This is a genomic window from Prauserella salsuginis, from assembly GCF_024648885.1.
Taxonomy (GTDB): Bacteria; Actinomycetota; Actinomycetes; order Mycobacteriales; family Pseudonocardiaceae; genus Prauserella; species Prauserella salsuginis.
In genome coordinates this window covers 198,885-221,782 of the sequence record NZ_JANBBF010000015.1, presented here as the reverse complement: position 1 = coordinate 221,782, position 22,898 = coordinate 198,885, and the positions used below count along the sequence as shown (strand labels likewise).

At 70.8% G+C, this 22,898-nt stretch carries 21 protein-coding genes; 15 read left to right on the top strand and 6 right to left on the bottom strand.

Translation table 11 applies throughout. The annotated features are described in order from the left end of the window. Nucleotides 1-24 precede the first annotated feature (24 nt). From LY40_RS25100 to LY40_RS25090, 3 genes are all read left to right on the top strand, one after another. Nucleotides 25-582, top strand: a complete 558-nt coding sequence (locus LY40_RS25100) for a hypothetical protein (RefSeq protein WP_258938344.1) — start codon at nt 25-27, stop codon at nt 580-582. 450 nt (nt 583-1,032) lie between these two features. After that, nucleotides 1,033-2,316: a M20 family metallopeptidase gene (locus tag LY40_RS25095; RefSeq protein ID WP_258938343.1), complete on the top strand. Its 1,284-nt coding sequence runs from the start codon at nt 1,033-1,035 to the stop codon at nt 2,314-2,316. Between the two features lie 252 nt (nt 2,317-2,568). Then, a complete protein-coding gene (locus LY40_RS25090; RefSeq protein WP_258938342.1) occupies nt 2,569-3,489 on the top strand; it encodes an endonuclease domain-containing protein in 921 nt (306 codons plus the stop codon). Nucleotides 3,490-3,568: 79 nt separating this feature from the next. Here the strand turns inward: LY40_RS25090 and LY40_RS25085 are convergent, their stop codons facing one another. After that, nucleotides 3,569-4,021, bottom strand: a complete 453-nt coding sequence (locus tag LY40_RS25085) for a gamma-glutamylcyclotransferase (protein ID WP_183779356.1) — start codon at nt 4,019-4,021, stop codon at nt 3,569-3,571. Between the two features lie 84 nt (nt 4,022-4,105). Between LY40_RS25085 and LY40_RS25080 the strand changes: the two genes are divergently transcribed. Together LY40_RS25080 and LY40_RS25075 are read left to right on the top strand one after the other, a co-directional pair. Then, complete coding sequence (locus LY40_RS25080) at nt 4,106-5,506, top strand: NAD(P)H-quinone dehydrogenase (RefSeq protein WP_258938341.1); 1,401 nt, start codon at nt 4,106-4,108, stop codon at nt 5,504-5,506. Nucleotides 5,507-5,577: 71 nt separating this feature from the next. Beyond that, entirely contained in the window at nt 5,578-6,363 is a 786-nt protein-coding gene (locus LY40_RS25075; RefSeq protein WP_183779353.1) for a VOC family protein, read from the top strand. A 46-nt stretch (nt 6,364-6,409) separates the two neighbouring features. Here LY40_RS25075 and glpK read toward each other — a convergent pair whose 3' ends face one another. Further along, the gene (glpK, locus tag LY40_RS25070) at nt 6,410-7,915 is read right to left on the bottom strand and encodes a glycerol kinase GlpK (protein ID WP_183779351.1); all 1,506 of its coding nucleotides are present in this window, start codon (nt 7,913-7,915) and stop codon (nt 6,410-6,412) included. Nucleotides 7,916-7,928: 13 nt separating this feature from the next. Further along, nucleotides 7,929-8,675, bottom strand: a complete 747-nt coding sequence (locus LY40_RS25065) for an MIP/aquaporin family protein (protein ID WP_258938340.1) — start codon at nt 8,673-8,675, stop codon at nt 7,929-7,931. 290 nt (nt 8,676-8,965) lie between these two features. On the opposite strand from LY40_RS25065, the gene LY40_RS25060 reads away from it, so the two are divergent. Next, nucleotides 8,966-10,693, top strand: a complete 1,728-nt coding sequence (locus LY40_RS25060; protein ID WP_258938365.1) for a glycerol-3-phosphate dehydrogenase/oxidase — start codon at nt 8,966-8,968, stop codon at nt 10,691-10,693. A gap of 343 nt (nt 10,694-11,036) precedes the next feature. After that, a complete protein-coding gene (locus LY40_RS25055; protein WP_258938364.1) occupies nt 11,037-11,618 on the top strand; it encodes a GNAT family N-acetyltransferase in 582 nt (193 codons plus the stop codon). Nucleotides 11,619-11,712: 94 nt separating this feature from the next. Here LY40_RS25055 and LY40_RS25050 read toward each other — a convergent pair whose 3' ends face one another. The 3 genes from LY40_RS25050 to LY40_RS25040 form a co-directional block, all read right to left on the bottom strand. Beyond that, nucleotides 11,713-12,129: a DUF1707 SHOCT-like domain-containing protein gene (locus LY40_RS25050; RefSeq protein ID WP_258938339.1), complete on the bottom strand. Its 417-nt coding sequence runs from the start codon at nt 12,127-12,129 to the stop codon at nt 11,713-11,715. A gap of 285 nt (nt 12,130-12,414) precedes the next feature. Further along, nucleotides 12,415-14,211, bottom strand: a complete 1,797-nt coding sequence (locus LY40_RS25045; RefSeq protein WP_258945870.1) for an acetyl/propionyl/methylcrotonyl-CoA carboxylase subunit alpha — start codon at nt 14,209-14,211, stop codon at nt 12,415-12,417. A 94-nt stretch (nt 14,212-14,305) separates the two neighbouring features. After that, entirely contained in the window at nt 14,306-14,584 is a 279-nt protein-coding gene (locus LY40_RS25040; protein WP_183779343.1) for an SAV_915 family protein, read from the bottom strand. A 106-nt stretch (nt 14,585-14,690) separates the two neighbouring features. On the opposite strand from LY40_RS25040, the gene LY40_RS25035 reads away from it, so the two are divergent. The 8 genes from LY40_RS25035 to LY40_RS25000 all read left to right on the top strand — a co-directional run bounded on the left by LY40_RS25035 (nt 14,691) and on the right by LY40_RS25000 (nt 22,711). Next, nucleotides 14,691-15,446 carry a hypothetical protein gene (locus tag LY40_RS25035; RefSeq protein WP_258938337.1) on the top strand — a complete coding sequence of 252 codons (756 nt, stop codon included), beginning with the start codon at nt 14,691-14,693 and terminating at the stop codon, nt 15,444-15,446. A gap of 245 nt (nt 15,447-15,691) precedes the next feature. Next, nucleotides 15,692-16,891: an isochorismate synthase gene (locus LY40_RS25030; protein WP_258938336.1), complete on the top strand. Its 1,200-nt coding sequence runs from the start codon at nt 15,692-15,694 to the stop codon at nt 16,889-16,891. Beyond that, nucleotides 16,888-18,600, top strand: coding sequence for a (2,3-dihydroxybenzoyl)adenylate synthase (locus LY40_RS25025; RefSeq protein WP_258938335.1), 1,713 nt, complete (start codon nt 16,888-16,890; stop codon nt 18,598-18,600). The genes LY40_RS25030 and LY40_RS25025 overlap by 4 nt, the downstream gene beginning before the upstream one ends. After that, on the top strand, nt 18,600-19,271 hold the full coding sequence (locus LY40_RS25020) for an isochorismatase family protein (protein WP_183779337.1): 672 nt from the start codon (nt 18,600-18,602) through the stop codon (nt 19,269-19,271). Before LY40_RS25025 ends, LY40_RS25020 begins: the two co-directional genes overlap by 1 nt. A gap of 87 nt (nt 19,272-19,358) precedes the next feature. Next, nucleotides 19,359-19,613: a phosphopantetheine-binding protein gene (locus LY40_RS25015; protein WP_183779336.1), complete on the top strand. Its 255-nt coding sequence runs from the start codon at nt 19,359-19,361 to the stop codon at nt 19,611-19,613. A 149-nt stretch (nt 19,614-19,762) separates the two neighbouring features. Further along, the gene (locus LY40_RS25010) at nt 19,763-20,623 is read left to right on the top strand and encodes a siderophore-interacting protein (RefSeq protein ID WP_258938363.1); all 861 of its coding nucleotides are present in this window, start codon (nt 19,763-19,765) and stop codon (nt 20,621-20,623) included. Between the two features lie 59 nt (nt 20,624-20,682). Further along, a complete protein-coding gene (locus LY40_RS25005) occupies nt 20,683-21,684 on the top strand; it encodes an ABC transporter substrate-binding protein (protein ID WP_258938334.1) in 1,002 nt (333 codons plus the stop codon). A gap of 10 nt (nt 21,685-21,694) precedes the next feature. Next, nucleotides 21,695-22,711 (top strand): FecCD family ABC transporter permease, encoded by a 1,017-nt coding sequence (locus tag LY40_RS25000; protein WP_183779330.1) that lies wholly within the window; start codon nt 21,695-21,697, stop codon nt 22,709-22,711. Nucleotides 22,712-22,898: the final 187 nt, after the last annotated feature.

Below are 22,898 nucleotides of genomic sequence, written 5' to 3'. Positions count from 1 at the left end.
TGTGCCTGTCATGTGTCCGCTCCCGTGAGGTCCGCCGCGTCGTCGTCGCGTGCCGGCCGGACGGTCCCCGGCGTCGTGGTCCTTGCGGTGCTTGCCGTCGTGTCCGGTGGCGTGTGGTTCGGTGTGGCGGCCGCCGCCGCGCCCGCCGCGGCCGGTGCCGTTCCCGGTGCGGCTGCCGCTTCCGGTGCGCACGCCGGGGCCGTTTCCGCTTCGGGGACGGCTGCCGTGACGGAGGCGCCCACCGGCGGTTCCCCGTCCGCCGACGACGCGGTGGCCGACGACGCGGTGGCCGACGACGCGGTGGCCGATGTGCGGGCTGCCGAGGTGGCTGCCGAGGTGGCAGGTGCTGACGTGGTGTCGGGTGTCGACGTGGTGGGGTCCCCGCCGGCCGGCCTCCGCACGGCGGACGTCGCAGCGATCGCGCAGGGAGGGGACTCCGGGCCGGAACTCGATCCGCAGACCGAGGCCGACCAGGAGAACGCGAAGAACAAGCTCGTCGTCGGTCTTGCGGCCGCCGCGCTGCTGGGCATCATCGTGTGGGGGCGCATCATCCGGCGTAAGCGTGCCAAGAAGGACGACTGAGCGCCTGCGATCCTGAGCAGGCCGAGTTACTGAGCAGGCCGAGGTACTGAGCGCTGGAGGTACTGCGTGCCGGGGTGCTGAGCGCCCGCGGTGCTTGCGTGCCGGAGTGCTGCGAGCGGGGCGGGGTCCGTGACGTCCGCGTGCCGGTTCACGTCGCGACGACAGCTCGCAGGGCTCGTCACAGGGTCGGGTGAGGCATCGCCGGGCGGTGCGTCTGCGCAGGTCGATGTGCATTCGGCGACGACCAGTGGTCACCCGTCGTGCGGTGGCCGGTAGCGGACGAAATTCGCATCGCCGCTCGCCGCAATCTGCCTACCGTCGGTCTCCCCGCTACGACATCCGGGTCTCGTGCTCACCTGTTCGGTGCAACACTGGAAACAGGATTCATGAGGTGACGTCCGCGCGCCGTGGACAGGGTTCGGCGTCGGTGGGCGTGCGCGGAGGTGTGCGGTGACCGTTCTCGACTCGCGACCCGAGGTGCCGGGTGACCCGGACGGCTCGTCGGACGCGGTGCTCACCGATTCCGGTGTGAGCATGGCGCCGGTGGCCGACCTCGGTGCGGGCAGAGGGCCGGAGTGGCTGGACGACTGGCTGGCCGGCCACGCGGGCGACGTGCTGGCCTGGCGCAGGCATATTCACACCAACCCGGAGCTGGCGCGGCGCGAATACGGTACGACGGAGCTGGTTGCGAGCCTGCTGGAGTCGGCGGGCCTGACGCCGCGGGTCATGTCGTCCGGGACAGGCCTGACCTGCGACATCGGCGACGGGCCGACGTGCGTGGCGCTGCGGGCCGACCTCGACGCGCTGCCCCTGACCGAGGCGAGCGGACTGCCGTTCGCGTCCACGGTCGACGGCGCAGCCCACGCGTGCGGCCACGACCTCCACACCACGATCGTGCTGGCCGCGGGCCTGGCGCTGGCGCGTGTCGCCGACCGACTGCCCGGGCGGGTGCGGCTGATCTTCCAGCCCGCCGAGGAGGTCATGCCCGGTGGTGCCCTCGACGTCATCCGTGCGGGCCACCTCGACGGCGTCGACCGGATCTTCGGCCTGCACTGCGACCCGCGCGTGGAGGTCGGCAAGGTCGGGACCCGTATCGGGGCGCTGACGTCCGCGGCCGACCTCGTCGAGCTGCGGCTCACCTCGCCGGGTGGGCACACGTCCCGTCCGCACCTGACGGCCGATCTCGTCCACGCGCTGGGCACGGTGATCACGTCGCTGCCGTCGGTGCTGTCGCGGCGCGTCGACCCGCGGTCCGGCACGGTGCTGGTGTGGGGCTCGGTGCACGCGGGTGAGGCCCCGAACGCCGTGCCCCAGGACGGCCTGCTGCGCGGCACGTTGCGCACCGCCGACGAGGACACCTGGAAACAGCTCGAATCGCTCGTCGAATCGTCGGTGGAGTCGCTCCTGGCGCCGCTGGGCGTCGGCTACGAGCTGAACTACCAGCGCGGGGTGCCGCCCGTCGTGAGCGGGCAGGACAGCACGGAGCTGCTGCGTGGCGGCGTCGAGGCCGCGCTCGGTGCGGATGCGCTGGTTGGGACGGAACAGTCGTCCGGCGGTGAGGATTTCGGCTGGTACCTGCAGCACGTGCCGGGTGCGTTCGCGCGGCTGGGCGTGTGGCCGGGCGAAGGGCCGAAACGGGACCTGCACCAGCCGACCTTCGAAGCCGACGAACGTGCCCTGCTCACCGGTACGCGAGTCCTGGTCAACACCGCCCTGGCGGCTTTCAAGTCCTGACCCCGGACCCGCGTGTCCTGCACCCAGCACCGCGTGTCCTGCGTCCAGCACCGCGTGTTCTGCACCCAGCACCGCGTGTTCTGCACCCAGCACCGCGTGTCCTGCACCCAGCACCGCGTGTTCTGCACTCAGAACCGCCGGTTCTGCATTCGTGCACGCGCATGTGGATCTGAGTTATCCACAACAGGGCGAGTTATCCACAAATTGGGGATGAAGCCGTTTTCGGCATGATCGATACACCACGCTGACGGCATGACCGAATTGCCGAACAGTGTGCACGGCGCGTACCTCCGCGCCGAACTGGTGGCTGCGCTGGGGCGCTCAACCCTGCGCGTCGCCGTTGATGAGGGAACGCTCGTCAGAGCATCTCGTTCGGTTCTCGTGGAGGCCGACCGGGCTACCGGCTTCGCGACGAGGGCCGCCGCCTTCCAACTCGCGATCGGGCAGGACGCCGTGCTCACGGGGGAGAGCGCCCTGCGGATTCAAGGGTGTGACGCAGCAGAGGCTTCACCGGTGCATCTGGTGGTGCCGCACCACTGCAAAGCACGCAGTCGTCCCGGGCTGCTGCTGCACCGCGGCAATGTCGAGCCGGCGGACGTCGTCGACATCGATGGGCTGCGAGCGCTTGCACTGGACGCGGCGGTTGCCGAGGTGCTGCGGCGCAGTCGCCCACGCGCCGCGTTGGCCTGCGCTGACCAGGCTATGCGCCGGACCCCAGAGGCCGCGCGAGCGGAGTTCTACGCGGACATCGATACCCGTATCCATGTGAGCCCGGATGCGCGTGGCCGACGGCAGGCGCGGCGGCTGCTCCAGTTGACGACCGGTCTCGCCGAATCACCCGCCGAGAGTTCGATGCTGCTCACCGTGGTCGACGGCGGCTTTCCGGTGCCGCATCAGCAGTACTCGGTCACCGATCTCGCAGGCCGTGAGGTGTATCGGCTCGACTTCGCGTGGCCGGAACTCCTGGTCGCCCTCGAATACGACGGCCACGAAGCGCACGAAGGGAAACGCGAGCTCGACGCTGCGCGCGACGAGGACCTTCGACGTCGCGGATGGATGGTGGTGCGGGCACGTGCCGTCGACCTCGCGGAGCCGTCGCGGGTCCTGGCTCAGCTCACCCAGGTGTTCCGGAAACGTGGTTTCGATGTCGGAACGCAGGACACGCGGTGCTGAACGCAGGACACGCGGTGCTGAACGCAGGACACGCGGTGCTGAACGCAGGACACGCGATTCGTGGGGCTCGGCGGTGGGGTTACGGGCCGATGCCCTTGCAAGGGCGGGTGCGCAGGTCGGCCACGTAGTCGGCGGGGGCGCCGGCGGCCTCGGCGGCGTCGGCCAGCACGCCGAGATAGCGCGCCGACGGCAGGCCGCCCTCGTAGGCGTCCAGCACGTACAGCCACGCCAGCACCGATCCGTCCATGGTCTGAACCCGCAGGCGGATCTTGTTGTGCAGACCGAGCTCGTTGCCCTCCCAGCGGTCTAGCTGACCCTCGTCGAGCGATGTGACGTCGTAGAGCACGACGAACACCCTGGAGTCGGGGTCCTCCACGATCGTGGAGAGCGCACCTTCCCACAACAGGTCTTCGCCGCCGAACGTCAACCGCCAGCCTTCCAGCCAGCCCGTTCCCGCCATCGGCGAGTGCGGCGCTCGCTCGGCCATCTGGGAGGGTTCCATGTTGGACCCGTACGCGGCATAGAGAGGCACGGCGACAGCGTAACGGCCTCTCGGGAAGTCGAAACCCGGCCACGCCTAAAGTGGGACCGGACGGCGTGTGAGGAGGCACCAGACGTGACCAAGATCGTGATCATGGGCGGCGGACCTGCCGGGTACGAGGCCGCTCTCGTGGCGGCCCAGCACGGCGCGGACGTGACCGTCGTCGAGCGTGACGGTCTCGGTGGCGCCTGTGTGCTGTACGACTGCGTGCCGTCGAAGACGTTCATCGCCTCGTCGGGTGCCAGGGCGAGTCTGCACGGGTTCCGTGAGCTGGGCGTCAACGTCGACCTCGAGGACACCCGCGTGGACCTGTCCACCGTCCACGGCCGGGTCCGCGGGCTCGCGCTCGCGCAGTCGGCCGACATCCGTGCCCGCGTGCAGCGCGAGGGTGTGCGGGTGATCACCGGCGCCGCGCGGTTCTGCGACGACGAGCCGGGCCTGGCCACGCACAAGATCGCCGTCGAGGGCAAGGACGGCGACGAGGTGCTGGACGCCGACGTCGTGCTGATCGCCACCGGCGCCACCCCGCGAGTGCTGCCGGGCGCCGTTCCCGACGGGGAGCGCATCCTCGACTGGCGCCAGCTGTACGACCTGCCCGAGCTGCCGGAGCACCTCGCCGTCGTCGGGTCCGGTGTGACGGGTGCCGAGTTCGCCTCGGCCTACACCGAGATGGGCGTCAAGGTGACGGTCGTGTCCAGCCGTGACCGCGTGCTGCCGCACGAGGACGCCGACGCCGCGGCGGTGCTGGAGGAGGGCTTCTCCCGGCGCGGTACGTCCGTGGTCAAGCACGCGCGCGCCGACCGGGTGGAGCGCACCGAGAAGGGCGTGACGATCCAGCTGGCCGATGGGCGCACCATCGAGGCCAGCCATGCGCTGATGACGGTCGGTTCGGTGCCGAACACCGCTGACATCGGCCTCGACCGCGTCGGTATCGAGACGGCGCAGAACGGGTCGATCCCCGTCGACCGGGTGTCCCGCACCAGCGCGCCCGGCGTGTACGCCGCGGGTGACTGCACCGGGCTGCTGCCGTTGGCGTCGGTGGCGAGCATGCAGGGGCGCATCGCGATGTGGCACGCCCTCGGAGAGGGCGTCGCCCCGATCCGCCTGCGCACCGTCGCCGCGAACGTCTTCACCCACCCGGAGATCGCCACGGTCGGCATCGGCCAGCAGGCGATCGACTCCGGCGAGGTGCCCGCCCGGACGATCATGCTGCCGCTGTCGACCAACCCGCGCGCCAAGATGGAAGGTGTTCGGCACGGTTTCGTGAAGCTGTTCTGCCGCCCGGCCACGGGCGTGGTCGTCGGCGGTGTGGTCGTGGCGCCGACGGCGAGCGAGCTGATCCTGCCGATCGCGCTGGCCGTGCAGAACCAGCTCACGGTGGAGAACCTGGCGCTGACCTTCTCGGTCTACCCTTCGCTGTCCGGGTCGATCACCGAGGCGGGCCGGCAGCTGATGCAGCACGACGACCTGGACTGATGCGGATCGACGACGCTTGCCCGGCGGGTGCGCCGTGTCACACTGGACGCCAGGAGACGAAAGGGGCGGCCGTGACCTTCCGCGACACCGCCTGGCCCGAGGGCGCGCCTTGCTGGGTCGACATGATGGCCGACGACGTCGACGAGGCCACGCGGTTCTACGGCGACCTGCTGGGCTGGGAGTTCGTCGACACCGGCGAGGACTACGGGCACTACTCGATCGCGATGGTCGACGGCCGCGCCACGGCGGCGATCGGGCCGAAACCGCCGGGAGTGCAGGCACCGTCGGCGTGGAGTACCTACCTCGCGGTCGACGATGCGGATGCGGCTGCGGAGCGGATCACCGCGGCGGGCGGGAAGCTCATCCTGCCGCCGGGGGACGTCGGCGAGGCGGCGCGCACGGCGGTCGCCGTCGACCCTGCGGGTGCGGTGTTCGGCATCTGGCAGGCGGGTCGCACCACGGGCGTGCAGATCGCCAACGTGCCCGGTGCGCTCACCTGGAACGAGTGCGTCGTCCGCGACTATCCGGCGGCGAAGCGGTTCTACGCCGAGGTTTTCGGTTACGGCTTCGACGAGCCCTCTCACGGCGACTTCGAGTACGCCACGCTCCGCGTCGACGCCGGTGACGGCGCCGAGGCGGCCGAGGTCGGCGGCATCGGCACGTTGCCGGATATCGCGGTGGCCGACATTCCGCCACATTGGACGACGTATTTCGCGGTCACCGAGGTGGACGCGGTCGTGACGCGGCTGGTCGATCTCGGCGGCACCGTGCACGGCGGGCCGGTCGACTCACCGCGGGGCAGGCTCGCAGCGGTGGCCGACCCGGGCGGCGCCTACTTCCGGGTGATCGAAAGCTGACGCCGCCGGGCCGGTGCTGCTCACACGACGACCGGGCCGGTGCTGCTCACTCCACCCAGTCGAACGTCTTGGTGACCGCCTTCTTCCAGTTGCGGTACTCGCTTTCGCGGCGCGCCTCGTCCATGGCCGGCTGCCATTCCGTGTCCTTGGCCCAGTTCGAGCGGATGTCCTCTTCGGACTGCCAGAACCCGACGGCCAGGCCGGCCGCGTAGGCCGCGCCGAGGGCGGTCGTCTCGTTGACCTTCGGCCGGATCACCGAGACGCCGAGGATGTCGGCCTGGAACTGCATCAGCAGGTCGTTGACCACCATGCCGCCGTCGACCTTGAGCGTGCGCAGCGGCACGCCGGAGTCGGCGTTCATGGCGTCGATGACCTCGCGCGTCTGGAACGCCGTCGCCTCGAGCACCGCCCGTGCGAGGTGTCCCTTGTTGACGTAGCGGGTGAGGCCGACGATCGCGCCGCGGGCGTCCGAGCGCCAGTACGGTGCGAACAGCCCCGAGAACGCGGGCACGAAGTAGGCGCCGCCGTTGTCGTCGACGGTGCGCGCGTAGCCCTCGATCTCGGCGGCCGAACCGATCATGCCGAGGTTGTCGCGGAGCCACTGCACCAGGGACCCGGTGACGGCGATGGAGCCTTCCAGCGCGTACACGGTGGCCTTCTCACCGATCTTGTAGCAGACCGTCGTGAGCAGGCCGTTCTCGGACAGCACCTTGTCGTTACCCGTGTTGAGCAGCACGAAGTTGCCGGTGCCGTAGGTGTTCTTGGCCTCGCCGGGCGAGAGGCAGGCCTGGCCGAACGTCGCCGCCTGCTGGTCGCCGAGGATGCCGGCGATCGGGACGCCGCCGAGCGCGCCCCGTTCCCGCACCGTGCCGTACACCTCGGACGAGGAGCGGATCTCCGGGAGCATCGACAGCGGGATGCCCATGTCGGCGGCGATGCCCTCGTCCCAGGACAGGGTGGACAGGTCCATCAGCATGGTGCGCGAGGCGTTGGTGGGGTCGGTGACGTGGATACCGCCGTCCACGCCGCCGGTGATGTTCCACAGCACCCACGTGTCCATGTTGCCGAACAGCAGGTCACCCGCCTCGGCACGAGCCCGCACGCCTTCGACGTTGTCGAGGATCCACTTGATCTTCGGGCCGGAGAAGTACGTCGCGAGCGGCAGGCCGGTCTTCTCGCGGTACCGCTCCTGGCCTCCGCCGAGCTCGCCGAGCTCGGTGATGATCCGGTCGGTGCGGGTGTCCTGCCAGACGATCGCGTTGTAGACCGGCTTGCCGGTGTGGCGGTCCCACACGACGGTCGTCTCGCGCTGATTGGTGATGCCGACGCTGACCACGTCGGCGGCCGTGATGTCGGCGTTGGCCAGCGCGCCCGCGGCCGTTGCACGGGTGTTGGCCCAGATCTGTTCCGGGTCGTGTTCGACCCAGCCCGCCTGCGGGAAGATCTGCTCGTGCTCCCGCTGATCGACGGCCACGACGTTGCCGGCGTGGTCGAAGATCATCGTGCGGGTCGACGTCGTGCCCTGGTCGATGGCGGCGACAAAACGAGACACATTTGCTCCAAACTCAGCTCAGGCCGCTGACTGCGAGGTAGAGGAGGCCGGCAAGGCCGGCACCGATGAGCGGGCCGGCGATGGGAACCCAGGAATACCCCCACTGCGGGTTGCCCTTGCCGCGGATCGGCAGCAGCGCGTACGCGATACGAGGTCCGAGGTCGCGTGCCGGGTTGATCGCGTAGCCCGTCGGGCCACCGAGCGAGGTACCGATCACCAACACCACGAACGCCACGCCCGCATAGCCGAGCGCGGCGTTGCCGAACACGGGCTCGCCCTCGGCGTTCACGGTCGCCGCCGGGGTGAGCAGGATCCACGCCAGCAGGATGAACGTACCGATGATCTCGGTGACCGTGTTCCACAGCTTGTTCGGGATCGTCGGGATGGTGGAGAAGATGCCGAGTGTGTTCTCCGGTTCCGGGTGGTCGTCGAACTGCAGCTTGTAGGTCAGCCACGTCAGCGTCGCACCGATCACACCACCGACGAGCTGACCGGCCCAGTAGATCGGCACGTCCGCCCACGCCAGCTCTCCTGCGACGGCGAGCCCGAACGTCACCGCCGGGTTGATGTGGCCGCCCGACGGGTCGGCGATGCTCGCGCCCGCGAAGACCGCGAACGCCCAGCCGACCGTGACGAAGAGGAACCCCGCCCCGTTCCCGAGGGTCTTGCGCAGCATGTTGTTTGCTACGACGGCGGTACCCAGGAGGACGAGCACCGCGGTGCCCAGCATCTCCCAGACGAAAATAGCTCCGGCGTTCATAGGCTCTCAGCCCTCCACCTTGGACGTCGCAGCCGTCGACGCTCCGCCGCGGCCACACCTGACATGTCCGTGCAGGGCGAGCCCGTCGACGGGCGACGCCGCTGCCGTTCCACGTTGGATCAGAACGCTACTCGCCTGTGAGTGATCGCTCAAAGCGACGTTCGGCCCACAACCGGCGCGGGCGACGTGCGAGCGACGGCGAACGTGCCATGCTGGAAGCGTCCCGGTGATCGGGCGCGACGTCGGCGAGGAGGAGTTACGTGACAGCGCAGCGTGGACGCGAGGCGAGGATGTCGGCGAGGGCCGCGGCATCGGCACAGCTGGGCCCTGAGACGCGCGCCGAGTCGTGGCAGCGGCTCGGGAAGGAAACCTTTGACCTCGTCGTGATCGGCGGCGGCATCGTGGGCGCGGGCACGGCTCTCGACGCGGCGACGCGCGGCCTGCGCGTGGCGCTCATCGAGGCGCGCGACCTGGCCTCGGGCACGTCGAGCCGGTCGAGCAAGCTGTTCCACGGTGGGCTGCGCTACCTCGAACAGCTGGAGTTCGGTCTCGTCCGGGAGGCGCTGCGCGAGCGCGAACTGATGCTCACCCGCCTCGCGCCGCACCTGGTCAAGCCGGTGAGCTTCCTGTACCCGCTGACGCACCGCGGATGGGAACGTCCCTACACCGCCGCAGGCCTGCTCCTGTACGACACGATGGGCGGCGCGCGCTCCGTTCCGGGGCAGAAGCACCTCACACGTGCGGGCGCACTGCGCATGGTGCCCGCCCTGAAGCGCGATGCGCTGATCGGCGGCATCCGTTACTACGACGCGCAGGCCGACGACGCGCGCCACACGATGACCGTCGCCCGCACGGCCGCGCACTACGGCGCCGTGGTGCGCAACTCCACGCAGGTCGTCGACTTCCTCCGCGAGGCGGACCGGGTGTCCGGGGTGCGCGTGCGCGACGTCGAGAGTGGACAGGAGACCGACGTCCAGGCGCACGCGGTGATCAACGCGACCGGCGTGTGGACCGACGAGCTGCAGCGCCTCTCCGGCAGCCGCGGGCGGTTCCGGGTGCGGTCCAGCAAGGGCGTGCACATCGTCGTTCCGCGGGACCGCATCGTCGCCGAGAGCGGCATGATCCTGCGGACGGAGAAGTCGGTGCTGTTCGTGATCCCGTGGCGTAACCACTGGATCGTCGGCACCACCGACACCGACTGGAACCTCGACCTGGCGCATCCGTCGGCGACGCGCAGCGACATCGACTACCTTCTCGAGCACGTCAACAAGGTGTTGGCGACACCGCTGACGCACGACGACATCGAAGGCGTGTACGCCGGGCTGCGGCCCCTGCTGGCCGGCGAGAGCGAGGAGACGTCGAAGCTCTCGCGCGAGCACGCCGTCGCGCGCGTGGCTCCCGGACTGGTGGCGATCGCGGGCGGCAAGTACACGACCTACCGCGTGATGGCGGCCGACGCGGTGGACGCCGCGGCCGTCGACGTGCCCGAGCGCGTGCAGGAGTCGATCACCGACAAGGTGCCGCTCGTCGGCGCCGACGGCTATCACGCGCTCGTCAACCAGGCCGATCACCTGGCGTCCGACCACGGGCTGCACCCGTACCGCGTACGGCATCTGCTCGACCGGTACGGCTCGCTCATCGGCGACGTACTCGCCGTGGCCGACGGCAGGCCCGACCTGCTCAAGCCGATCGAGGCCGCGCCGGACTACCTGCGCGTCGAGGCCGTCTACGCCGCCACCGACGAGGGTGCGCTGCACCTCGAGGACGTGCTGGCCCGGCGGACGCGGATCTCCATCGAGTACCCGCACCGCGGGGTCGACTGCGCCGAGCAGGTCGCCGATCTCGTGGGTGATGTGCTCGGCTGGACGCCGGAGCAGCGGCAGCGCGAGGTCGAGGTCTACCGCGCCCGCGTGGAGGCCGAGCGCGATTCGCAGGCCCAGCCCGACGACGAGGCCGCCGACGCCAGGCGAGTCGCCGCACCGGAGGCGAGGGACCGGCTCACCGAGCCGGTCAGCTGACCGCCGCATCTCGCGGCTCACCGAGCCGGTCAGCTGACCGCCGCCGGGCCTGCGGCTGACCGGCGTCGAAACCGTCGGCTGACCGGCGTCGAATCTCGCGGCATGCTCGCCGCGCCGGGGCGATTCCCGGAGCGGCGAGCACGCCGCGCGTGTCCTGCATTCAGGCCCGCGTGTTCTGCACTCGGACCCGCGTGTTCTGCGCCGCCGCCCTGCCGCCAGCCTCCCCTTCAACGCCGCGTCGGGACGCGACTGCGCCGCCGCGAGATGCTGTCGGAGTGTGCCCGTGAGGGCGGCGGAAAGGCCGTGGAGCCTGGTCCGGTCCGTCGCTAGGCTCGGGCGGGTGATCATCGACCGCACGCGGGTGCTGCGCACGCCGCGACTGGTGCTGCGGACGTTCGAGCAGGGAGACCTCGACTCGCTCCATGCGATCCGTTCGCGGGAGGACGTGAACCGGTATCTCTACAGCAGCCCGCTGTCGAGGGGCGAGACGGCGGCGAAGCTGTCCACGCGGATCGAGCAGCACTCGACGTTGGCCGAACCCGGTGACACGCTGCTGCTGGCCGTCGCCCTGCGGGGCCCTGGCGGCGAGGCGGGCGAGGTGATCGGCGACGTCAACCTGGAGTGGCAGCACGGCGAGCACCGGCAGGCCGAGGTCGGCTACGTGCTGCACCCCGAGCACGCGGGCAGAGGCTTCGCCACCGAGGCCACCCGGCCGCTGATCGATCTCGCGTTCACCGAGCTCGGCGTGCATCGCGTGTGCGGACGGCTCGACGGCCGCAACGCGGCGTCCGCGCGCGTGCTGGAGAAACTCGGCATGCGCAGGGAAGCTCACCTGCGGGAGAACGAGTACGTCAAGGGCGAATGGACCGACGAGGTCGTCTACGCCGTGCTGGCGCGGGAATGGGAAGGCGCCGCGTCGTTGTGATCACCGGTCCACATGCGACATCCACTGTGGACGTAATGACGACCGCCCGGGAACGGGACAGGGGCGACGTGACAGGGGCGACGTGGCGGGGGAGTCAGCGGCGGTTGACGATCAATCCGGCCAGCAGGGCCGCCGCAGCGGGGATCAGGAACACGAAGAACCCGGCGCGGGTGACGAAGAACAGCGCGATCGCCAGCACCGCTGCCACGGGGACGGCCGCCGAGGCCAGCCGCTGCCGCCACGGTTGCACGGGCGCCGCCGCAGGCGGGTTCACCCGGGACATCCCGCTCTCCTGCCGCGGGCGGTGTTCGAGGACGCTCGGCCGGGGTTCGGGAAGGTCGGCGAACAACGGTTTCAGATCCTTACGGAACTTCGCCCCGCTGACCTGCACCGATCGCTCGTCGAACTCGGTCAGCTCGAGCCGCCCGGTGCGCACGTGCTCCGACAGCGCATCGAGGGCTTCCTGCCGCTCAGCATCGCTGAGCCGCAACTCGGATCGATCAGCGGCCACACCTCGATCGTAGGCGTGTCGGCCTCGGCGGGGCCACGGTGCCTGCGAAACCGTTGCCGAGTGTTCGCTCCCGAACGCAGCGGGTGGGCCACAGGCCAGTCGCTTACCCGGCGCGTCGGTGCCGTGTGGTGGTCGGGTGCCGGAGTTTCAGGACACGCGCGAAGGAGCAGGCGCGCGTCGGCCCGGTCGTGAGGCGCGGCGACCGGGCGACGGGCGAACGCAGGACACGCGCGCCTGAACGCAGGACACGCGTGTCTGGGTGCAGGACACGCGCCTCGAAACGTGTCAGTCCTTGAGTTCGAGGAGGACGGTGCCCTGGTTGACGGTGGTGCCGGTTTCAGCGGACAGGCCGGTCACGGTGCCGGACTTGTGCGCGGTCACCGGGTTCTCCATCTTCATGGCCTCGAGCACCACGATGAGTTCGCCGGCCTCGACGTGCTGACCGTCCTCGACCGCGACCTTGATGACCGTGCCCTGCATCGGGGCGGTCACGGCGTCGCCGCTGACCGCGGCCGTGCCGCCGCCCGCGCGCTTGCGCGGCTTCGACTTCTTCGCGGCGCCGCCGCCACCGCCCGCTGCGGCGAGGTTGCCGGGCAGCGACACCTCGAGCCGGCGGCCGCCGACCTCGACGACCACGTTCTGCCGCGGCTCCTCGTCGGAGTCGGCGGCGTCGACCGGCGCGACGTAGGGCTCGATGGTGTTCTCGAACTCGGTCTCGATCCAGCGGGTGTGCACCGAGAAGGTCTTGCCGTCGCCGATGAACGCCGGGTCCCGCAGGATCGTGCGGTGGAACGGCAGCACGGTGGCGATGCCCTCGGCGACCATCTCGTCGAGCGCGCGGCGGGAGCGTTCGATGGCCTGGTCGCGGTCGGCACCGGTGACGATGACCTTCGCCAGCATCGAGTCGAACTGGCCGCCGATGACGGTGCCGGTCTCCATGCCGGCGTCGACGCGCACGCCGGGGCCGGAGGGGAAGTCGAGCCGCGTCACCGTGCCGGGGGCGGGCAGGAAGCCGCGGCCCGCGTCCTCGCCGTTGATGCGGAACTCGATGGAGTGGCCGCGCGGTGTCGGGTCCTCGGTGAGCTGGAGTTCGTGACCCTCGGCGATGCGGAACTGTTCGCGTACCAGGTCGAGGCCCGTGGTCTCCTCCGACACCGGGTGCTCGACCTGGAGCCGGGTGTTCACCTCGAGGAACGAGATGGTGCCGTCGATGCCCACGAGGTATTCGACGGTTCCCGCGCCGTGGTAGCCGGCCTCGGCGCAGATGGCCTTGGCGGAGGCGTGGATGGTCGCGCGCTGCTCGTCGGTCAGGAACGGCGCGGGCGCCTCCTCGACGAGCTTCTGGTGGCGGCGCTGCAGGGAGCAGTCGCGGGTGCCGACGACGATGACGTTTCCGTGCTGGTCCGCCAGCACCTGCGCCTCGACGTGCCGGGGCTTGTCGAGGTAACGCTCGACGAAGCATTCGCCGCGGCCGAACGCGGCGACCGCCTCGCGGGTGGCGGATTCGAACAGATCGGGGATCTCGTCGATCGTGCGGGCGACCTTCAGGCCACGACCGCCGCCGCCGAACGCGGCCTTGATGGCGACGGGCAGCCCGTGCTCCTCGGCGAAGGCCACGATCTCGTCCGCGTTGGCCGCGGGGTCCTTGGTGCCGGGCACGAGGGGAGCGCCGGCCTTCAGTGCGATGTGCCGCGCGGTGACCTTGTCGCCGAGGTCGCGGATCGCCTGCGGCGACGGGCCGATCCAGGTCAGGCCCGCGTCGATGACCGCCTGCGCGAAGTCCGCGTTCTCGGACAGGAATCCGTAGCCGGGGTGCACCGAGTCCGCGCCGGAGCGCTTCGCCACGTCGAGCAGCTTGTCGAACACCAGGTAGCTGTCCGCCGCCGTGTCCCCGCCCAGGGCGAACGCCTCGTCGGCAAGTCGGACGTGGGGCGCGTCCCGGTCCGGGTCGGCGTAGACGGCCACGCTGGCGATGCCTGCGTCCTTCGCCGCCCGGATCACGCGCACGGCGATCTCGCCACGGTTCGCGATGAGCACCTTCGTCACCGCGCCTGCCACGACCTTGTTGCCTCGCTCCGGCACGCCTACCTCCATGTCAAGCCGTTCTCGGTCGGAGTCTACGGACCGGCGGACGACCATCGGTGAGACCCGAGTCACGGCCGGGTGATCGGCGTCGTCAGGCCGAGTGGCGCAGCTCCTCGGGAATCTCGGCGTCGACGAGGATCACGTCGTAGGGCTGGGACTCGTGCAGGGTCTGCAGGTCGGAGGTCTGCACGAGCATCCACGGCTGATGCTCGCCGCAGCACTCCACGAGGCGGTCGACGGCGGTGTAGGCGAGGAGGGCGAGGCGGCCGTCGGGGGTGCGGCGGAGCTCGACGTCGGTCTGCAGGGTGTGCCTGCCGTCGTGCGGGCCGGTGGGCAGGTAGACCACGGGCGGCAGCTGGGGGTTCGTCACCGGCGTCACGGTAGTCGTGCGCGGTCCGTGATCCGGGTTGTCCCACGTCCGCGCGATGTGCCACGGATGAGCGGTCACGGGCGGTGCGGAGCTTTAGGCTCGGTGCGTGCGGAGTGAGTCGTCGGAACCGGAGCAGCCGGAGGGGGCCGAGGGGGCGGAGTCTGCCTCGGGCAGGCCGCCCAGGCCGGTGCTGCTGACGGTGGCGCTCGCGGCCGTGGTGGTCGTGGCGTCCCTGGTGGCGGCCGTGCTGCTGCGCCCCGGCGACGAGCACGAGGCGGCCGACGGGCTCTCGATGCCGACGCCGACGGCTGCCGACGGCTGCGGCGGCGGTCCCTGCCGGGTGGTGGCTTCGGCGTCGGTGAACGGTATGACCGTCGAGCTGCTGGCTGCCGAGCGCGGGTCGGCGGGCAGGCTGCGCGCGGGCGGGCCCGCGTCGGCGAGCGTGGCCGAGGTGGCGATCGGCACGATGGGGGTTCCGCTCAACCAGGATTCGCTGCGCTGCAAGGAGAGTGCGACGCCGGTGTGTCTCGTGCGCGGTCCGCACGACGGCGGCATGGTCGGTGAGCTCCACGTGTGGCAGGGCGACAGCTGGCGGTCGGATCAGCGGCCGTACTTCTCCGACGCGGGCAGTGTGACGCTCGACGACGTCGACGGCGACGCCGTGCCCGAGGTGGTCGTCGTCAGTCACGACTGCAGTGACGTCGACAGCGTCGCGGCCTGCCGGGAGGCGCCGGTGTTGGCCGAGGTGTTCGACCTGTCGGGCGGAACGGTCGGCTGTACGGGTACCTACGGCTCGCCGGGGTCGCTGCGGGGTTGGCCCGAGGTCGACGTCGAATCGTACGAGCTCATGGCCTGCTCGTAACACACCGTCACGATTCCACTGGTCCGAACCGGTCACGAGCGTGTGAACCGGATCTCACGGGCGCGTCTTTCATCTAAGGCTTACCTAACGTAGGTTCGGATTCGTTAGGTAAGGCTAACCAAGATGTCGCCGACCGGATGGCACCGACCGGGCATCGAGGTTCGGCTTCGTCCCCGGGAATCGCCGGCGACGAAGCCGGCGGGAAACGAGGAGTGAACGCCGTGTCTGACGAGGGAGTTGTCTGAGTGTCCTCACCGGTCCTGGCGCGGCCCCGGCCCCAGTACGACGCCGCCGACCTGCTGACGGCCTACCTGCCCGGCTCGTTCTACTACTCGTCGCCGCGGGGCACGCTGCTCGCCGACGGGGTGCACGCCGCGGTGGCCGCCGAACCGGGTGCGTCCAGAGCCGAGGCCGCGGCACGAGCACTCGCCGACGCCCGCGCCGCGGGGATGGTCGATCCGATCGTCGCCGGCGCCGTCGGATTCCGGCCGGACGATGAGGCGAGCCTGGTCGTACCGGCTCTCGTCCGCCGCGCGCCCGCACCGGAGCGGACGACCGCCGCCTCGGCCGCGTCGGCACCGGCCCGCGCGAGCCGGATCGTCACGCCCCAGTCCGATCTCGCCGACTACGTCGAGGCCGTCCGCAAGGCGCTGCTGCACATCGAGACCGGTGACATCGACAAGGTCGTCCTCGCGCGCGCCCTCGACGTCACCGCGGACGCCCCGGTGTCCGTGCCGCCGCTGCTGGCGCGCCTCGTGCACGCGGACCCGGCCGCGCACGCCTTCGCTGTCGACGTCACGGCCCCCGGCGACCCCGCCGCCCGCACCCTCTTCGGCGCCAGCCCCGAACTGCTGATCTCCCGGCGCGGCCGCACCGTCACCGTCAACCCCCTGGCAGGCTCCCGGCCGCGCAGCGCCGACGACGCGGAGAACCGCAGGCGCATCGACGACCTGCGCACCGCCGCCAAGGATCGTGCGGAGCACGAACTCGTCATCCGCCAGGTCGCCGACGTGCTGCGGCCGTTCTGCGCCGACCTCGACGTGCCCGAGCCCGAGGTGGTCGGCACGCCGACGATGTGGCACCTGTCGACCCGCATCACCGGCACGCTCGCCGAGCCCGGCGACCCCGCCTCCTCGTCGCTGGCCCTCGCGGAGGCGCTGCACCCGACCCCGGCCGTGTGCGGCGTCCCGACGACCACCGCCCGCGACGTCATCGCCGACCTCGAACCCACGCGCCGCGGCTACTACGCCGGGCTCGTGGGCTGGACGGCTGCCGACGGCGACGGCGAATGGGTCGTGACGATCCGCTGCGCCGAGGCGTCCGGCGCGGCCGTGCGCGTGCACGCGGGCGCGGGCATCGTCGCCGGGTCCGACCCGGATGCGGAACTGGCCGAGACGCGGGCGAAGTTCCGCACCCTGCTCGGCGCGCTGGGGGTGGCCGAATGAACTCCGGACCCGCCGGGAGCACGAGCTCCGTTGTGGACCCGTTCGTGACGGCCGACTCCACTGTGGACGCCGGCCCCGACCACACGCCCTGGCCCGCCGAGGACGCGGCGCAGTACCGGGCGCTGGGCCACTGGCGCGGGCAGACGTTCGGCACCTGGCTCAGCGGCCTGGTCGCGGCGTATTCCGAGCGCACCGCGGTCGTCGGCGTCAGTGCGGCGACGGGCGAACAGGTGCGCTGGAGTTACGCCGAACTCGACGAGCGGTCCCACCGACTCGCCGCCGGGTTCGTCGACCGGGGTATCGAGGCGGGCGAGCGCGTGCTCGTTCAGCTGCCGAACGTCGCCGAGTACGTCCCGGTCGTCTTCGGGCTGTGGCGGGCAGGCGCCCTGCCGGTGTTCGCACTGCCCGCACACCGGCATTCCGAGCTGGTGCACTTCGCCTCGCACGCGGAGGCGGCCGCGATCGTCACGGTCGGCAGCCACGAACGTCACGACTACGCCGCCGAGGCGCGCTCGGTGGCCGACGAGGTGCCGTCGCTGCGGCACGTGTTCGTCGTCGGCAGCGACGAGTTCGCCGACCTGGCAGCCGCCGAACCGCGGCAGCTGCCCGACCCGGACCCGGAGGGCCTCGCGTTCCTGCAGTTGTCGGGCGGCAGCACGGGAATGTCCAAACTGATCCCGCGCACGCACGACGACTACCTCTACAGCGTCCGCGAGAGCGCCCGGATCTGCCGGCTGCGACCCGACAGCGTGTACCTCGTGGTGCTGCCCGTCGCGCACAACTATCCGATGAGCTCGCCGGGCATCCTCGGTGCGCTGCACGCAGGGGCGGCGGTGGTCCTCTCGCCGCGACCGGACGCGGACACCGCGTTCGCGCTCATCGAGGCCGAGGGCGTGACGATGTGCGGAGTCGTGCCGCCGCTGGCCGCCGCGTGGGTGCAGGCCGCGGGCCGCACGGCGCGCGACCTGTCCACATTGGAGGTGCTGCTCGTCGGCGGTGCCAAGTGCGGCAGGGAACTCGCCGAGCGCATCGAACCGGCGCTGGGTTGCCGGCTGCAGCAGGTGTTCGGCATGGCCGAGGGGCTCGTGTTCTACACGCGCCTCGACGACCCGGACGAGCTCGTACTGTCCACCCAGGGCAGGCCGATCTCCCTCGACGACGAGATCCGCGTGGTGAACCCCGACGACCCGGATGCGGGCTCCGACGACGTGGTCCCACCGGGGCAGGCTGGCGCGCTGCTGACCCGCGGCCCGTACACGATCCGCGGCTACTACCGGGCGGCCGAGCACAACGCGAAGGCCTTCACGGCCGACGGTTTCTACCGCACGGGCGACCTGGTGCGGCTCCACCCGTCGGGGCATGTCGAGGTCGTCGGCCGGGTCAAGGAGCAGATCAACCGCGGCGGCGAGAAGGTCGCACCGGAGGAGGTGGAGAACCACCTCATGGCCCACCCCGACGTCCTCGACGCCGCACTCGTCGGCGTGGCCGACGAGTTCCTCGGCGAGCGGACCTGTGCCTACGTGGTCCCGGCCGACGGGGCCGAGCCCGCCGAGGCCGAGCTGCGGCGGTTCGTGCGTGAACGCGGCGTCGCGGCGTTCAAGGTCCCGGACCGGGTCGTGCTCACGGCCGAGTTCCCCACGACCGGCGTCGGCAAGACGAGCAAACGGGAGCTGCGGGCAGTGCTCGCGGCTCAGGCGAAGAACGGGTGATGTCGTTGTCCCTGCCGAAGATCGAGCCCTACGCGCTGCCCACGGCCGGTGAACTGCCGGTGTCGCGTGTGGACTGGCACATCGAGGCGCACCGGACCGCGCTGCTCGTGCACGACATGCAGCGGTACTTCATGCGCCCGTTCGCCGGTGCGCCGATCCCGGAGATGACCGGCAACATCGCCGCGCTCGCCGCGGCGTGCCGGGAGCGGGGCGTCCCGGTGTTCTACACCGCCCAACCCGCGACCCCGCCACCCGGCGAACGCGGGCTGCAGACCGACTTCTGGGGCCAGGGAATGCGCGCCCACGTCGACGACGACCCGCACGTGGCGGACATCGTCGACGAACTGACCCCGGCCGCGGGCGACACGGTGCTGACGAAGTGGCGCTACAGCGCGTTCCAGCGCAGCGACTTCGCCGAACGCCTCGCCGACGCGGGCCGCGACCAGCTGATGATCACCGGCGTGTACGCCCACATCGGTTGTCAGGCGACCGCGCAGGAGGCGTTCATGCGTGACGTGCGGCCGTTCCTCGTCGCCGACGCGGTCGCCGACTTCGCCAGGGACCGCCACGACCAGGCGTGTGCCTACGTGGCGGGTTGCTGCGGGGACGTCGTCGACACCGACACCGCCCGCGGCGCGCTCACCGCGCCCGTGACCGCAGGGGCGCGGTGACGACCGGCTCGCGCCCGGCTCGAGTCCGCCAGACACCGCCACAGCAGACGCCACCACGACAGACACCGCCACAGCAGAGGACAGACCATGGCAGACCCCACGCAGCAGGCGGGCCTCACGGCCGCTTCCGTCCGCGCCGACGTCGCCGACCTGCTCGGCCGTGAGGCCGACGACATCGCGGCCGAGGAGAACCTCCTCGACGCCGGCCTCGATTCGATCCGCATCATGAGCCTCATCGAACGCTGGCGCGCAGCGGGAGCCGACGCGGTCGAGTTCCCGGATCTGGCCGAACGGCCCGAACTCGGCCACTGGATCGCCCTGCTGACCCAGGAGAACGCATGACCGATCATCGCGGCGCTTCCGGTCATGTGGTTCGACCGGGTGCGGGTGTCCCGCAGAACACAGGAGAACGCATGACCGATCGTCGTGGCGCTTCCGGTCATGTGGTTCGACCGGGTGCGGGTGTCCCGTGGAACACAGGAGAACGCATGATGAGCCGAGTCGATCACCGCCACCGCCATCTCGACCGGATCGCGGAGGTGCGTGCGGGCGACGGTGCCGAGAAGGTGGGCTATCCGATCGGGATCCGTACCGTCGAGGTCGTCCGTACCGCGATGGTGGGCTCCGGGCTGATCCGCCTCACGCTGGGCGGTCCCGGCGTCGACGGCTTCGAGGCCCACGTGCCCGACGAGCACGTCAAGCTCGTCTTCGCCGATCCCGACGGCACGCTGCGGCTGCCCGAGTCGAACGGCACCATGCTGTCGTGGCCGAGGCCCTCGCCGACGTCGCGGGAGTACACGGTCCGCCGGTTCGATCCCGACGCGCGGGAGCTCGACATCGACATCGCGGTGCACGACGGCGGCCTCGCCGCGGAGTGGGCGCGCACGGTCGAGGTGGGCGAGCCCGTCCACGTCGCGGGTCCGCCCGGGGGGCTCGTCGTACCCGACAGCTACGACAAGTACCTGCTCGGAGGTGACATCACCGCGCTGCCCGCGATCGCGAGGTGGCTCGAGGAGATGCCGCCGACCGCCGAGGGCTGGGCCGTGATCGAGGTCGCCGACGCCGGTGAGGAGATTCCGCTCGACGCCCCAGACGGCGTCGCGATCCACTGGCTCCATCGCGACGGTGCGCGACCGGGAACGACGGATCTGCTGGAGTCCGCGATCCGGTCCCTTCCCGTTCCCGGTCCGTCCGATGAGGACAGACTCTACGTGTGGCTGGCCGGTGAGGCGGGCACGCTCAAGCCGCTCCGCCGGTGGGTCCGCGACGAACTCGGCCTCGCCCGCCGCGACTACGACATCACCGGCTACTGGAAGCTCGGCGTCGCCGACTACGACGACGACCACGACTGACCGGCGAAGGCCGACAACTGAATCCCCGACCCCACTCGAGTTGTTCAAGGACGAAAACGATGTCTCTGCTCAGATCCCGTCTCGCCAAGGGAGTGGTCACCACGGCCGCTCTCGCCCTGACCGTCGGCATCTCCGGTTGCGGAGCCGCCGGCGGAGAGCAAACCGAGGGCCCCACCCGGCAGTTCGAGGCCGACAACGGCACCGTGGAGATTCCGCAGGATCCGAAGCGGGTCGTCGCCACCGGTTACGCCGTTCCCACGCTCATCGAGGCCAACGCCCCGCTCGTCGGCATCTCCTCGTGGGAACGGGGTGAACCGCTGATGTCCGACGAGGACCTCAAGACCTACAAGGACCTGCCACGGGTCGCCGGTGAGACCGCTGCGGAGACGAATTACGACGCGATCGCCGAGCAGGACCCCGACCTCATCGTCATCGGCGTGCCGAAGCCCATCTTCGGTGAGATCGACGCCGAGCGCCTCGAATCGATCGCGCCCGTCGTGGCCGTCGGCCCCGAGGTGCCGTCGGCGTGGCGGGAGGTTTCCCAGAAGCAGGCCGATGCGGCAGGCGCACTCGAGAAGTTCGACGAGGTCAAGAACGCGTACGAGAGCAAGGCCGACGAGCTGAAGCAGAAGTACGCCGACGTCCTGCCCGATCTCGAACTGGCGCACGTCGGCGGCTACGGCGAGGCCGAGAACGGCAACTTCCAGCGGGAGTTCGACGGTTCCTGGGGGACGAATATCGCCAACGACATCGGCGCGAAGTACTACGGCGAGGTCGAGGAGAAGGGCAAGGGTTCGCGCGCGGTCAGCGAGTACCCGTCGCTGGAGGAACTGCCGTCGGCCATGCGCGAGGCCGACGCGATCACCTACACGGTGGACGCGGACGGGTCCGCACCCCAGCCCGTCAAGTACGCCATGGACTCGAACCTGTGGAAGAACCTGCCCGCGGTGAAGAAGGACATGACGTTCCCGATCAAGTACACCGAGGCGGCGACGTACGGCCAGGCGCAGCAGACACTCGAGGCGCTGGACGAGACGTTCGCACCCCTGCTGAAGAAGTGACGCCGCGGACGTGACGAGCGCACCACCCGCGAGCCCGCCCACGGCGAGGACGGCCCGCCCGGTCGTCCTCGCCGTGGGGCTCGTCGCCCTGTTCGCCGCCTGCGTCGCCAGTGTCGCCGTCGGCTCGCGTGCCGTGCCGCTCGGCGAGCTCTGGCGGGCGCTGGCGGACTTCGATCCGCTCAGCGGTGACCACCTGGTCGTGCGCGACATCCGGCTGCCGCGGACGCTGCTCGGCGTCGCCGTCGGTGCGGCACTCGCCGTCGGCGGCGCGCTGATCCAGACGTTGTCGCGGAACCCGCTCGCCGAACCGGGCATCCTCGGCGTCACCCACGGAGCCGGGTTCGCGCTCACCGTGGGCGCCGCGCTCGGTCTCGCGGGCTCGACGGTCTCGCAGCTCGGCCTCGGTGTCGTGGGCTCGGTGCTGGCGACGGCCCTCGTGTACGCCGTCGGCAGGCATTCCACGTTGCGGCTGCTGCTCGCGGGTGTCGCGTTCTCCGCGGTACTGATGGGCGTGTCGCTCGGAATCCGGCTCATGTCTCCGGACACATTGGACAAGTACCGGTTCTGGTCGGTCGGCTCGCTGGCAGGACGGGAGCAGACGGACCTCACGGTGCCGCTCGTGGCGATCGGCGTCGCCCTCGTCGGCGCGCTGGTGATCGCGCGGTCGCTCAACGCGGTCGCGCTCGGCGACACGGTCGCGCACACGCTGGGGGCCAACGTCGCGCGCGTCCGCACGCTGACGCTGGTGCTGATCACCGTGCTGGCGGGCGCGGCGACCGCGGTCGCGGGGCCGATCCTGTTCGTCGGCCTGATCGTGCCGCACCTGCTGCGCAGGTTGACGGTGGGTTCGGTGCCGTGGCTGGTCGGCCTGTCGGCGGTCGTGGGGCCGGTGTTGATGCTCGTGGCGGACACGATCGCGCGGGTGCTGCTGGACACCGGCGAAGTGCCGGTCGCCATCGTCACCGCCTTCCTCGGCGGTCCGATGCTGATCTGGGTGGTCCGGCGATACGGGGCGGGATCGCTGTGACCGACATGCAACGACCGGACACGCCGCGGCAACACACGCAGTCGCAACACACGCAGCCGCCGGACACCCAGCCGCAGGACACCCGGCAGACACCGGAGGCGCCGCTGCTCCGGCGCACCTCGACGGTGCGGGTTCCCGTGCGCGGCCGCGCGTGGTTCGTGGAACGGCGCACGATCGGACTCGTCGT

Bases quoted from the DNA above. Each gene is read 5' to 3' on its own strand.
- LY40_RS25060 (WP_258938365.1), top strand. From the start codon at position 8,966: ATGTCGGCGAGGGCCGCGGCATCGGCACAGCTGGGCCCTGAGACGCGC.
- LY40_RS25025 (WP_258938335.1), top strand. From the start codon at position 16,888: ATGAACTCCGGACCCGCCGGGAGCACGAGCTCCGTTGTGGACCCGTTC.
- LY40_RS25065 (WP_258938340.1), bottom strand. From the start codon at position 8,675: ATGAACGCCGGAGCTATTTTCGTCTGGGAGATGCTGGGCACCGCGGTG.
- LY40_RS25005 (WP_258938334.1), top strand. From the start codon at position 20,683: ATGTCTCTGCTCAGATCCCGTCTCGCCAAGGGAGTGGTCACCACGGCC.
- LY40_RS25010 (WP_258938363.1), top strand. From the start codon at position 19,763: ATGAGCCGAGTCGATCACCGCCACCGCCATCTCGACCGGATCGCGGAG.
- LY40_RS25090 (WP_258938342.1), top strand. From the start codon at position 2,569: ATGACCGAATTGCCGAACAGTGTGCACGGCGCGTACCTCCGCGCCGAA.
- LY40_RS25020 (WP_183779337.1), top strand. From the start codon at position 18,600: ATGTCGTTGTCCCTGCCGAAGATCGAGCCCTACGCGCTGCCCACGGCC.
- LY40_RS25015 (WP_183779336.1), top strand. From the start codon at position 19,359: ATGGCAGACCCCACGCAGCAGGCGGGCCTCACGGCCGCTTCCGTCCGC.